The 13,537-nt window shown below is 35.0% G+C and carries 11 protein-coding genes; 5 read left to right on the top strand and 6 right to left on the bottom strand.

The features are described from left to right. Nucleotides 1-100: 100 nt before the first annotated feature. The 3 genes from I5M07_RS09880 to I5M07_RS09870 are packed head-to-tail and all read right to left on the bottom strand — an operon-like array spanning nucleotide 101 to nucleotide 4,556. Complete coding sequence (locus I5M07_RS09880; RefSeq protein WP_200106274.1) at nucleotides 101-1,702, bottom strand: glycoside hydrolase family 3 protein; 1,602 nt, start codon at nucleotides 1,700-1,702, stop codon at nucleotides 101-103. Between the two features lie 30 nt (nucleotides 1,703-1,732). Then, nucleotides 1,733-2,995 carry an MFS transporter gene (locus tag I5M07_RS09875; RefSeq protein ID WP_200106273.1) on the bottom strand — a complete coding sequence of 421 codons (1,263 nt, stop codon included), beginning with the start codon at nucleotides 2,993-2,995 and terminating at the stop codon, nucleotides 1,733-1,735. Then, nucleotides 2,982-4,556, bottom strand: a complete 1,575-nt coding sequence (locus I5M07_RS09870; RefSeq protein ID WP_200106272.1) for a glycoside hydrolase family 10 protein — start codon at nucleotides 4,554-4,556, stop codon at nucleotides 2,982-2,984. The genes I5M07_RS09875 and I5M07_RS09870 overlap by 14 nt, the downstream gene beginning before the upstream one ends. Nucleotides 4,557-4,798: 242 nt before the next feature. Between I5M07_RS09870 and I5M07_RS09865 the strand changes: the two genes are divergently transcribed. From I5M07_RS09865 to rlmH, 5 genes are all read left to right on the top strand, one after another. Next, nucleotides 4,799-7,702 (top strand): FAD-binding and (Fe-S)-binding domain-containing protein, encoded by a 2,904-nt coding sequence (locus tag I5M07_RS09865; protein ID WP_200106271.1) that lies wholly within the window; start codon nucleotides 4,799-4,801, stop codon nucleotides 7,700-7,702. Nucleotides 7,703-7,840: 138 nt separating this feature from the next. Then, nucleotides 7,841-9,064: an MFS transporter gene (locus I5M07_RS09860; protein ID WP_200106270.1), complete on the top strand. Its 1,224-nt coding sequence runs from the start codon at nucleotides 7,841-7,843 to the stop codon at nucleotides 9,062-9,064. A 92-nt stretch (nucleotides 9,065-9,156) separates the two neighbouring features. Next, nucleotides 9,157-10,572, top strand: a complete 1,416-nt coding sequence (locus I5M07_RS09855; RefSeq protein ID WP_200106269.1) for an adenosine deaminase — start codon at nucleotides 9,157-9,159, stop codon at nucleotides 10,570-10,572. Nucleotides 10,573-10,574: 2 nt separating this feature from the next. Next, nucleotides 10,575-10,877 (top strand): antibiotic biosynthesis monooxygenase family protein, encoded by a 303-nt coding sequence (locus I5M07_RS09850; RefSeq protein ID WP_200106268.1) that lies wholly within the window; start codon nucleotides 10,575-10,577, stop codon nucleotides 10,875-10,877. A 6-nt stretch (nucleotides 10,878-10,883) separates the two neighbouring features. Next, on the top strand, nucleotides 10,884-11,357 hold the full coding sequence (rlmH, locus tag I5M07_RS09845) for a 23S rRNA (pseudouridine(1915)-N(3))-methyltransferase RlmH (protein WP_200106267.1): 474 nt from the start codon (nucleotides 10,884-10,886) through the stop codon (nucleotides 11,355-11,357). A 6-nt stretch (nucleotides 11,358-11,363) separates the two neighbouring features. Here the strand turns inward: rlmH and I5M07_RS09840 are convergent, their stop codons facing one another. Genes I5M07_RS09840 through I5M07_RS09830 form a run of 3 tightly spaced genes read right to left on the bottom strand, consistent with a single transcriptional unit; the run spans nucleotide 11,364 to nucleotide 13,457 of the window. Next, a complete protein-coding gene (locus I5M07_RS09840; RefSeq protein ID WP_200106266.1) occupies nucleotides 11,364-12,596 on the bottom strand; it encodes an ATP-binding cassette domain-containing protein in 1,233 nt (410 codons plus the stop codon). Between the two features lie 15 nt (nucleotides 12,597-12,611). Next, nucleotides 12,612-13,001, bottom strand: a complete 390-nt coding sequence (locus I5M07_RS09835; protein ID WP_200106265.1) for a DUF1398 domain-containing protein — start codon at nucleotides 12,999-13,001, stop codon at nucleotides 12,612-12,614. Between the two features lie 21 nt (nucleotides 13,002-13,022). Next, nucleotides 13,023-13,457: an acyl-CoA thioesterase gene (locus I5M07_RS09830; RefSeq protein ID WP_200106264.1), complete on the bottom strand. Its 435-nt coding sequence runs from the start codon at nucleotides 13,455-13,457 to the stop codon at nucleotides 13,023-13,025. Nucleotides 13,458-13,537: the final 80 nt, after the last annotated feature.

Below are 13,537 nucleotides of genomic sequence, written 5' to 3'. Positions count from 1 at the left end.
AAAAATAATACTTAAAAAACGGTTATCAGAATAATGTTTGATTATTAATATTTATTTAATAATAAGTTTTAGCTATGGATTGAAAAAAGTTTCATTTAAATTATTGATACTCAATTTTAACGGGTAAATTTCCTTCACATTCATAATGTCCTAAAAAATGCATGGCGGCATTTTTTTGAAATTCTGAAAAATCTTGGTAGACTTGAATAACTCTTTTTGCGTGGCTTAAATTCGGAATTAAAGGCAAAACGTACGGGTTTCCGAACACGTAAAGCAAGCATTTTTTGGTTTGAAGTAATTCGGAAAGTAATTCAAACATACCATCTTCCACTTCAAAATTATGCAAAGGTTTGGCTTTGGGTACAAACAAGACTATCACTACATAATCCAAAGTTTCTAAATTGGATTTTAGTTCCTTAAATTCAAAATCAGTTGTTGTTGCTATCTCGAAATTAGTCGTTTTAAACTCTGAATTTATGTGAGTAACAAATTCATTTTCTGCCGATTTATAAATACTCAAGGTACCTACAGTATTTTTTTGAAGATCTGTAAAATGTACCTTATCGAAAATAGTGGTTAGGCTATAACGCGCGATTTGAGTGTTGATTTCATGCGCTTTTTCAAAATTCAAATTCGGAATTTCTGTTTTATTTTCTGTAAATAAACCCGCTTTTTCTTTGCATTTCCAAATCCGATTAAAACTTTCTTTAATTCGATCTTCGGTTCCTTTTTGTAAAATGGCCTGAATGCCTTCGGGAATATTTTCGGCAAAACACAATACATCATTTCCTGCCTGAAAAGCTTCCCATTCTAAGTGACCTTTTTCTGCATACAAATCGGATACAGAACGCATGTTGAGTGCATCCGAAATCACCAACCCATCGTATCCCAATTCTTTTCGCAATAAATCTTTAATAATTGCTTTTGATAAAGTTGCCGAAGTATTTTTACCATTATTTAACGCCGGAACAGCCAAATGTCCGATCATAATCGAATCGACATCATTTTCAATTCCTTTGATAAACGGATACAATTCATTTTCTAATAATTCTTCGAGAGTTTCTTCTAAAACAGGCAATCCCAAATGCGAATCAACATTCGTATTTCCGTGTCCAGGAAAATGTTTCAAGCAACCTAAAACACCCACTTCCGACATTCCGCGTAGGTATTCAAGAGCAAAATCAGCTACCTTTTGTTTGTCTTCCCCAAAAGAACGATACCCTATAACCGGATTATTTGGGTTGTTATTGATATCAGCCAAAGGTGCCAAATTGTAGTTTATCCCAGCCGATTTTAAATCAAGACCAATTTGTTTACCTACTTCGTAAACCCATTGTTTTTGCGAATCGGGCATGGCACCCAAAGTGAGCGCATACGGATATTGAGGTGTTTTTTCAACACGCATTGCCAAACCCCATTCGGCGTCAATACTAATTAATAAAGGAATTTTAGCGCACTTTTGGTAACGCGCCACTAGTTCTTTTAAACGCAAATAACTGTCGTCATGAAACTCGACTTTTTTCTTGGCTTCATAATTGGTCGCCGCACTGGCACGCGAATGAAAAAAAGTCAATCCGCCAATATGGTATTTTTTTATAAGTTTTTCTGTAGCTTGAATGTTTTCTTCGGTGTCGTTAATAAAAACGGCCGGAAAAAAGAATTGTCCAACTTTTTCTTGAATACTTAAAGTACTTGTTTTCATTACTTTGTAAATTACTTTCAGAAATTGGATTTACTCCGAGATTTTCTTCCCAAAATCTTTTGGAAAAATTAAAAATCGCGATAAAATCAATCCTGGAATTGTGGCTAAAAATACCCAAATAAAGAAATTGCCATAACCTAAATATTGCTGAATGTAACCACTCAGCATTCCAGGCAACATCATCCCTAAAGCCATAAAGCCAGTAGCAATAGCATAATGCGATGTTTTCGATTCGCCTTCGGCTACGTAAATTAAATACATCATAAAGGCTGCAAAACCAAATCCGTAGCCAAATTGCTCTAAAATAACCACCACATAGACGTAATATATAGAAGCAGGATGAAAATGAGCCAATAATACAAAGCCTAAAATAGGCAAATGCATGGTTAAAATCATGGGTAACATCCATTTTCCTAATCCATTTTTAGAGATAGCAATACCGCCTAAAATACCCCCAATTGTTAAGGCTACTAATCCAAAAGTACCGTAAATAATGCCGACATCTTCTGTAACTAGTCCTAACCCTCCTACTTCGGTTTTATCGACCAAAAAAGGCGTTAACATTTTTAATAATTGCGATTCTCCCAATCGGAACAACAGAATAAAAGCTAATACTAATCCGATTTGTTTCTTTTTGAAAAAACTAGCAAATACGGTAGCAAAATTTTTCTCTTCGGATTCGCCTTCTTTTAGCGGAATTTCGGCTTTTGGAGTAGCAAAATAATTATAAACCGTTAAAAACGTCATTACCAAACCTACAAAAATCATCGTATACGACCATGCCTTTTGATTGTCTCCATATTTATTTTCCAGATAACCTGCCAATAAAATGATCAATCCGTTACCCGTTAACATAGAGGCACGATAAAACGTACTTCTAATTCCCAGAAAAAGTGATTGTTGTTCCTTTTCTAAGGCCAATAAATAAAAGCCATCGGTAGCTACATCGTTGGATGCCGAAGCAAAAGCCGCTACCCAAAAAATGGCCAAACTCATGATGAAAAACCCATTAAATGGAATAATAAAACCAACGAGCAAAAAAGCGATGGAAATAAGCAATTGCATGCTCAAAAACCACTTTCTTTTGGTTCCATGCAAATCGATAAAAGGACTCCAAAGCGGTTTAATAACCCAAGGCAAGTACAACAAACTAGTATACATACCAATATCTTCGTTGCTAATACCTAGGTTTTTGTACATTAAAACCGAAACCGAAATGATAATTACGTATGGAAATCCCGAAGCAAAATTGAGTAACGGAATCCAAAACCATGGTTGATTATTTGCTTTCATTACTTGCTTGTGGTATTTTAATTTTGATAATGGTATTTAAATCAAGTGGAGTTGCCTTGCTTTCGTTTGCCGCAAAATCAACAAAAGAAAGTGCGCAACCTTTTAAATTGTTCATTTTAGCAACTGGAATGGTAACGTAAATGTTTCCATATTTTTCGTTTACCACAAATTTATCTATAATTTGACTCGGGTTGTTGGTGTCTATTTTTTGAAGATTTTCAGCACCATATAAAACCATGTATCTGACTTTGGTATTCAGCGGACTTTTTATCGTAAAATAATACGATTGCGCATCTTTAATAAACTCCGTTATTACGGGAATATCAGTAATTGTCTTTTTTAAATTGGGAACCGCAGGAGGTAAAGCGGGATATTTGAATTGCTTTTCTTCTAACATACGCACCACATCCAAATTTTTATTTACAAACATTTTGGCGCTGTAAAAAGCATTTCCGCCTACGTTTTTAAAATTTCTTGAGAAATCAATTTGAGTTGGAATTTCGGTGGCAAAATTCCAGCTTTTATCACTATCGGCTTTAATTTTATAAGTGGCATGACCAATGTAAATGGCTGTATTATTAGCATTTTCGGACCACCATTTTACTAACTTAGAATACGAAGCACGCGGATTATTCATGCTCCAATACAGTTGCGGTACAATGTAATCAATCCATTTTTCATCCATCCAAAGTAAAGGATCGGCATACAAATCATCATAATTAGAAGTCGACTGCGTATCAGAACCTTTTGGATCAACCGATTTATTTCGCCAAACTCCGAACGGACTAATTCCGAATTGCACCCAGGGTTTACAAGTTTTAATGGCCACCGAAATATTTCGAACAAAATCATTAACATTTTCCCTTCTCCAATCGGCTAAGCTTCTTCCGTTGCCATATTTCGCATACGATTTAGAATCGTTAAAATCTTTTCCAGGAACACGATATGGATAAAAATAATCATCAAAATGAATGGCATCAACATCATACTTTTCTACCACTTCTTCTACGATTGTAGTTAAATGCGATTGTACTTCGGGCAAAGCAGGATCGTAATACATTTTGCCGCCATACTCAATCATCCATTCAGGATGTTTGAAAATATCATGGTTGGGACTTAATTGTGCTTTATTCAAATCAAAAGTTGCACGATAAGGATTCATCCAAGCATGAAATTCGAATCCCCGTTGGTGTGCTTGATCAATCATCCACTCCAGTGTATCGTAATACGGATTTGGTTCTACCCCTTCTTTACCCGTTAAAAAACGCGACCATGGCGATAAATTACTCGGATAAAAAGCATCTCCTACGCTTCGAATTTGTACAATTACGGCGTTAAAATTTAATTTTTTATACGTATCTAAAATTTCCAGATAATCCGCTTTTTCCTTTTCAACCCAATCGGTACTTGCTTTTGGCCAATCGATGTTTACAACGGTTGCAATCCATACTCCTCTAAATTCATTTTTAGGATGTACTTCTCTTTTTTGTGCCTTGGATTGCCATCCAAAACAACTAAAAAACAATAAAAAAAATAAAGGAAACGACTGGTTTTTATACATTTTAATTGAATTTAATCGGAGACCAAAAATAGCGTTTTTACAAATGTCTCATATAAAACAACTAATAAAATTTAAAGAAAGTATACCAATCTGAAATTTCTTTGAAATCTTTTATAAATAATGCAATTAGCTACAAATTGAATACATGAAATTAACGAAATGATGCCTCTCTAAAGCCCTTAATATTTTCTATATTTGCAGCTGCTTTCAAAAAAATAAAGTACCGAAAACAAACACATCCTATGGTATCAACATCTGATTTACAACAGCTTGCCACATCGTTACAAGGCAAACTCTATTTTGATGATTTGCACAAAACATTGTATGCAACAGATGCTTCTGTTTACCGAATGAAACCGGTAGCCGTTGCGATACCGGAAACCAAATTGGATATTCAAACATTGATACATTTTGTGGCGCAGCATCAAATTTCGCTAACGCCAAGAACCGCAGGAACCTCATTGGCTGGTCAAACCGTGGGAACAGGAATTATTGTGGATGTATCTAAATATTTCACCAAGATTATTGGCTACAATACAACCGAAAAAACCGTAACGGTACAACCGGGAGTTGTTCGCGATGAACTCAATTTGTTTTTAAAACCGTATGGCGTTTTTTTTGGCCCCATCACTTCTACTTCCAACCGCTGTATGATTGGCGGAATGGTCGGCAATAATTCGTCGGGCACTACTTCTATTCGTTATGGGGTGACTCGTGATAAAATTGTTTCGATTACTGCTTTTTTGAGCGATGGTTCAGAAGTCGTTTTTTCAGAATTGACCTCTGCCGAATTTCTTCAAAAAACCAAAGGCAATTCGTTAGAAAACCAAATTTACCGTTCAGTTTACGAAGAACTTTCGAATAAAGCCATTCAAGATGAAATCAAAAATGAATTTCCAAAACCCGAAATTCACCGAAGAAATACCGGCTATGCAGTCGATGTTTTATTAAAATCGGAACTTTTTGGAGGAACTGAACCTACTATCAATCTCGGAAAATTACTTTGTGGAAGTGAAGGAACTTTGGCTTTTACGACTGAAGTAACCTTAAAAGTTGATGATTTACCGCCGCCACACAACATCATGGTAGTGGCACATTACGACAATATTCAAGAATCACTTGAGTCGGTTGTGGTGGCTATGAAACATCATTTGTACACCTGCGAAATGATTGACGATGTGATTTTGGAGTGTACCAAAACCAATCGCGAACAATCTAAAAATCGTTTCTTTTTGGTGGGAGAACCCAAAGCCATTATGATGTTTGAGTTGGCCGCCCATTCTGTTGAAGAAGTTGAAAGACAAGCCGAAGCCTTGATTACTGATTTAGAAAAAAATAATTTTGGTTATGCATCGGTTAAAATTTATGGCGATGATATAAACAAAGTGGTTGATTTGCGTAAAGCCGGTTTGGGACTTTTAGGAAGCATTGTGGGCGATGATAAAGCCGCCGACTCTATTGAAGATACCGCGGTTGAGTTAAGTGATTTGCCCAATTATATTGCCGATTTTACGGCGATGATGGAACGTTACGGTCAAAAAGCCATTTATTATGCACACGCTGGAGCCGGCGAATTGCACTTGCGCCCCGAACTCAATTTGAAGAAAAAAGAAGATTTGGTACTTTTTAGAACTATCGCTACAGAAGTAGCACATTTGGTTAAAAAATACCGTGGTTCTTTAAGTGGTGAGCATGGCGATGGAATCGTTCGCGGCGAATTCATACCATTTATGATTGGCGAAAAAAACTACGAACTACTCAAACGACTTAAAAAAGCATTTGATCCGTACTCGGTAATGAATATGGGAAAAATTGTAGATACTCCTAAAATGGACGAAAACCATCGTGTAATTTCTGGTCGAAAAGAACCCAATATCAAAACCTTTCAAGATTTCTCGGATAGTTTAGGTATTGTTCGTGCTGCCGAAAAATGTAACGGTTCAGGTGATTGCCGCAAATTACCCTCTGCCGGTGGCGCTATGTGTCCGAGTTACCGAGCAACCCGAAATGAAAAAGAAACTACACGAGCAAGAGCAAATGCTTTACGCGAATATTTAACCTATTCTGAAAAAGAAAATAAATTCGATTCGGAAGAATTGTACAAAGTTTTTGAATTGTGTGTGAGTTGCAAAGCTTGTGCCAGCGAATGCCCGAGTAATGTGGATGTGGCAACATTAAAAGCCGAATTTTTATACCAATATCAAAAAGCAAATGGTTTTACTAAACGCAATAAAATTTTTGCTAATAATGCCAAATTAAACCAATTAGGAAGTAAATTTCCAACCATCACCAACTTTGTTTCCAATCATCCGCTGATGAAAAAAAACATGGGCATTGCACCCGAGCGCAATGTGCCTAAATTAGCCAAACAAACTTTTAGAAAATGGCTTGCTAAAAATGCTAAAACGCCTCATAATTCAAAAGGCGAATTGTACCTTTTTGTTGATGAATTCACCAATTTCTATGATGTGCAAATCGGAATTGATGCCTACGAATTGTTGTTATCATTGGGTTATATAGTAAAAACAATAGAACACCCCGAAAGCGGCCGCTCCTATTTATCCAAAGGTTTTTTAGAAGAAGCTAAAGAAATTGCTAACAAAAATGTTTCTATTTTTAAAGATATTATTTCCGAAAACACACCCTTAATTGGACTTGAACCTTCGGCAATTTTAACGTTTAGAGATGAATATATTCGTTTGGCAAATGACAAAAAAGCAGCTGAAGAATTGGCTAAAAATGTTTTCACCATAGAAGAATTTTTCAAAAATAAAATTGAATTAAATGAGATTACTTCCGAGGCCTTTTCTACCGAAAAACGCGAAATAAAAATTCACGGCCATTGCCATCAAAAATCCCTTAGCAGCGTTGAAGCAACTTTTGCCATGCTCAATTTACCCGAGAATACGATCGTAACTATATACAATTCGGGTTGTTGCGGGATGGCGGGTTCATTTGGTTATGAAAAAGAACATTACGAAATAAGCATGCAAATGGGAGAAGACACGCTTTTTCCAAAAATCAGAAAAACGGATTCCACAACCAGTATTTCGGCTGCAGGAACAAGCTGCAGGCATCAAATTTATGATGGTACCAAAAGAGAAGCCCAACACCCTGTTTCCATTTTAAGAAGTTCTTTGAAATAAGGAGCTAGCTGTATTTATTTTTGTTTTTCGCAATTAAAAGAAGTTTTGGAAACCTATTTTTTTGTTAAAAATAAAAAACACGGTTTTAATCTACGAGAGAATAAGGAACTTTGCATTCAAATCTAAACTCAAAAATGCATGAAAATTTCAACCTTTAATTCTTTTAAAAACAGAAATTTTAGGTTGTTTTTTGCAGGGCAGTCGCTCTCTCTAATTGGCACTTGGATGCAAAAAACCGCAGTAAGTTGGGTTATTTACAGCATTACACAATCAAAATTCATGTTGGGTGTTTCGGTTTTCGCCACACTTTTCCCTACTGCCGTTTTCTCGATTTTTGGAGGTATTACAGCCGATAGACACAGCCGCTATCGCATCTTATTAATTACACAAGTTCTTTCCTTAATTCAGGCCATTTTAATGACGTTGGCTATCATCTTTTTCAAACAAAATGCGGTTGTTTTAATTATAGCACTCAGTGTTTTACTCGGAATCATTAATAGTTTTGACGTACCAGCTCGGCAATCCTTAGTGCGTGAAATGATTGAAGACCCATTAGATTTACCCAATGCCTTGGCTTTAAACTCTTCTATGGTCAATCTTTCTAAATTAATTGGCCCGGCTTTGGCTGGATTTATCTTAGAACATTTTGGTGATCAAATTAGTTTTGGCCTCAATGCTCTTAGTTTTATTCCCGTAATTATTTCGTTGTTATACATGAAACTACCGAAATATGTAAAAAAGGAACGCCCGAAAACAAGCATTACTACCGAATTAAAACAAGCTTTTGTTTATCTTAAAAGCAATACTACAATCAATTCGGTTATTATTTTTACTGGATTAATGAGCTTTTTTGTTCTTCCGTTTACCACTTTGACTCCGGTTTATGCAAAAGATATTTTTAACGGTTCGGCTTCAACATTAGGCATTTTAGATGGAATTATTGGTTTTGGCGCGTTTTTGGGCGCAATTTATCTGGCTTCGCTAAAAAAAGAAACCAATTTAAATTTGATTTTAGTGCGCAATAGTTTGGTTTTTGGTTTAGGATTGATGTTGTTTTCGTATATGACTTCTTTTAATTTTGCGATGCTTTTTATAGCAATTGCTTCTTTCGGAATGATGGCGATTCGGACGCTTACCAATACCATAATTCAGGTAAATGTACCAAATGAATTTAGAGGTCGGGTTATAAGTATTTATTTGATGGTTTTAACCAGCATGATGCCACTTGGCAGTTTGTTAGTAGGCGGAATTTCGCATTATATCGGTGTACAATTAACTGTTTTAATTCAAGGAGTTATTGCCATAATTATTGCTTTTTTGTATTACAATTATTTAAAATCGAAAAAACAGATTAAAGTCTAAACAAGTCTATAACTAACTCATCTTTTAAAATTCGGCTAAATACCATACTTTTGCAAGGCATTCTGTCCGCAGTTTGCTTATTAAAATTGCCTATGAAACGTATTTTACCTTTCCTCCTTCTCTGTTCTTTTTCTTCCCTTTTTGGTCAATCAATAGACGATTATTTAAACAAAATTAGAACCAATGAAGCGCAATTGACTGCTTTTTTTCAGCAAATGCCAAAAGGAGGCGATTTACACCATCATTTTTTAGGTTCAATTTATGCCGAGCCCATTTTAGAAAGAGCCATTAAAGAAGATTTTTTTCTGAATACAAAAACGATGGAAGTCAGCCGAATAAACCCGAATTCAGGAAATTGGGTTTCATTTTCCAGTTTACAAAAAGAAGGTAAATTAAAAGAATTCCAACAACGAATATTAGAAACGTGGTCGGTTAAAGATTATAATGGAATTGCCGCTTCCGACGATTTGTTTTTTGATGCTTTTGACAAATACATAGCCGCTGTTGATGGTCATTTTGCCGAAGGTTTACTAGAATTAAAACAAAGAGCCAAAGCCGAAAATGTTAGTTATATCGAAACACAACTCACCACCATTCCATGTGACATGGACGTTTCGGATTTGAATTCATTTAACCAAGAATTGCGAAAGGCCGCAGCAAAAAAAGATGAAAAACTAACTTCTGAATTGCTTCAAAAATTGTTTTCTGCTCTCGAAAAAAGAAATATTCAAAAATATTCTGAAACGTACAACCAGAATATAATTGCAAAATTACATCAGGATTTAAAAATAGATGACAAGCAATTTACCATGCGCTACCAAAATTTTGTATTGCGTTTTATGGAACCGGTTGATTTATTTAAAAATCTTGTTATTGCGTTTACCTCGGCCAATTCAAGTGATTTGATTGCGGGAGTAAATATCGTTTCGCCCGAAGACGGTCAAATTTCAATGCAGGATTATTGGTTACACATGCAATTTTTTAAATTTTGCCACGACCAATTTCCTAAAGTGAAATACAGTATGCATGCTGGCGAATTAAAATTAGGTTTGGTTCAGCCCGAAGAACTCACTTGGCATATAAACGCAGCGGTGCGCACGGCAGGAGCTAACCGAATTGGTCATGGAGTTGCCGTAGCATACGAACAAAATGCTTATGACTTGTTGCAATATATGGCTAAAAATACCATTCCTATAGAAATTAATTTGGTGAGTAATGAGTTTATTTTGAAAGTAAAAAACGACGAACATCCTTTTACTTCATACAAGCAATTTGGAGTTCCTATCGTGATTAGCACCGATGACGCCGGAATTTTACGAACCAACATGACCCAACAGTTTGTTTTATTAGCAAAACGGTATCCAGAAGTATCGTATGCCGACATCAAAAAATACGTTTACAACAGTATTGCCTATAGTTTTATAAAAGATAGCAAAGTAAAAAAACAACTTCAAGAGGATTTAGATACTCGATTTAAAACTTTTGAAACCCTAATCGAAAAATTGTAATTATGATTTTAGAAGCCGCCATTTTATACGTTAAAGCAGATTTAAAACTTCATTTTGAATCCGATTTTGAAAAAGCAAGCGCGTATATTAGTTCGATTGAAGGTTATATTTCGCATTCTTTGCAAAAATGTATTGAAGTTGAAAATAAATATTTACTGCTTGTAGAATGGCAGGATTTAGAATCGCATACTGTAGGTTTTAGAACTTCAGAAGCCTATTTGGAATGGAAAAAAATACTGCATCATTATTACAATCCTTTTCCGATTGTAGAACATTTTGAAACGGTTTATTCGAATACAAAATAAAAAATCATGAACATCAAGTTATTAGCAATAGGAAAAACCGACAATAAAGCGTTGCAAACCTTAATTGATGATTATACCAAACGATTGTCTTTTTATATCAAATTTGATTTGGAAATTATTCCGGATATAAAAAACGTTAAAAATCTTTCTGAAAGTCAGCAAAAAGAAAAAGAAGGCGAACTTATTTTATCTAAAATTAGCACGAGTGACCAATTGATTTTATTAGATGAAAATGGTAAAAACTTTTCGAGCGTTGGCTTTTCGGAAGAATTACAAAAAAAAATGAATTCGGGTGTTAAAACTTTGGTTTTTGTAATTGGTGGGCCTTATGGATTCTCGGAAACCGTTTACCAAAAAGCCCACGGAAAAATTTCGTTATCGCTCATGACATTTTCGCACCAAATGGTTCGATTGTTTTTTATTGAGCAACTTTATCGCGGTTTTACTATTTTAAGAAACGAACCCTATCACCATCAATAATGATAGTTATTTTTTAATCTTTCCAACCGAACCATGTTCAGAAGGACACAATTCAAAAATAGCTTTCGGATGTAAGTCGGGTTCAATTCGGTGCGAAACATAAACTATAGCCATTTTGCTTTCGTCTACCAACAAATTAATCAATTGGATAACCATTGCCGTATTTTCATCGTCCAAGCCTTCTACAGGTTCATCCAAAATAAGTAAAGGCGGGTGTTTTAAAACAGCTCTTATAATTAACGCCACTCGTTGTTGCCCTAAAGAAAGCTGAGTAAAAATCTTGTTGCGCAAATGACTCATTTCGATTACTTCAAGCCATTGATTAACCATCAATTTTTGATGTGTTGTTGGCTGCGTATACAAGCCAATTGAATCAAAAAACCCTGATAAAATCATTTGTTCGAAAGTGTGACTTTTTTGAAACAAATCCATCATTGCAGTCGAAAAATAGCCGATGTTTTTTTTAATGTCCCAAACACTTTCGCCACTTCCTTTTTTACGACCAAATAAATACAACTCTTGTCCGTATCCTTTTGGATTGTCGCCAGTAATTAATGATAAAATGGTGCTTTTTCCCGAACCATTAGGTCCAATTAATTGCCAAAAATCGCCTTTTGTTATGGTCCAAGAAATGTCATTAATGATTTTTCGGTCCTCGTAACTTACCGAAACATTTTTCAATTCGATTAAAGTTTCACCTTCAAAACCCTGATTTTCTGCAGGAAAAGGCAAGCTCTTTTTTTGAATATCTTTGGTATGCGTTTGGTGCGCTTCAATAGGAAAAAACTGAAACGTATTGTCCTTTACTTCGGCCGAATTGGTTATAAAAGGAAACAAATCATTTTTTCTATTGACCAATTGAATTACGGTAATTTCCTTTGATAAGTTTTCAATTTCTTGCGCTATAAGCAATCTGGATGCTTGGTCCAAATGATCCAAAGGATTATCAAAAATGATGTAATCGGGCTTTTGATGGATGCAATATTTTAGAAATTCTTTTTTTCGCTCGCCAGATGAAAAAGTGCGTAATTTTCGATTCGACGTTGGAGAAGCCACAATATCGTATTGAAATTCTTTTTCGATAAAAGCTTCAATCGCTAAATCGGAAAATAATATTCCGTTTAAATTCGAAAAGGCTGCCATTTCTGGGATATCATTTCCCGAAAAAAGAGCATCAATAAACTTTTTTTTATCCACCTGATTGGATAAAAGTAGTTCCCAATGGGAAGTTGAATACATAAATTTGATTTTGTATTAAACGGGTATTTTTTCTATTAAAATGCTGTTTTCGTGACTATCAAAATAAGTGCAAGTCATTTCGATAATATCAACTCTCCATTTAAAAATACCACATTGTGCTGCATGATTGCAAAAAGTTGCATAATTGGTTTGCCCGTCTTGATGCATCACTAAAAATTCTATAAATAGTTCTTTGTTAACTGAATTTGCAATTGTAATTGGTTCGTATTTTGCTTCGGTAGTTACCGAAAAATTATTTACTCCGTAATATTCGGCATGCCCGTCGTTTACAAAAGTATCGTAACCTTTTACGCCTAAAATAATTAAATCTTGAATATAATTTGGAAAATCTGCTCCCGATTTTACTTTGCTGTGAGCATCTTGTATTTGTTCTATCGTAAACATAAACTTGTTTTTTATTTAAAATTACATGGATTCAAAATCATCTGTTTTCGGAAAAACAGAAAAAGCATCCGTTATAATGCTTGGCGTTGGAACTGCCAACTTGCGCAATTGTGTGTCCATCCACGCCCCTTCAACTGTAATAATAGCACAAAATTTATCTTCGGCATATAATTCGTGTACAATAGTCCAACGAGAAGCATCGGGTTTCATTTTTGCGAGTTTGGTATGCATGATTATGGTATACGAAAGTTTAATTTCCTTTCTAAAAACACACTCTTCACGAAATAAAACAGGCCCAAAATGTTGTGCTTGCATTACCTTTAAAGTAAGTCCCAAATTTTCTAAAATTTCAATTCGGTGTTGTGCTCCAAAATCGTAATAGGCACTGTGACGTAAATGAAAATTAGGATCTAAATCGGACCAACGAATGGATAATTGCTTGCTGAATAATGTCATTAGTAAAAAATGTATATTTGAATTTGTTTTAGAAATTGAAAATTACAAATAATATTTCTTAATGAAGTCCTAAAATTTGA

The sequence above is a fragment of the Flavobacterium agrisoli genome (genome assembly GCF_016522065.1).
GTDB lineage: Bacteria > Bacteroidota > Bacteroidia > Flavobacteriales > Flavobacteriaceae > Flavobacterium > Flavobacterium agrisoli.
Note: the sequence above shows the minus strand (reverse complement) of the source record. Positions and strands in the feature narration are given on the sequence as shown.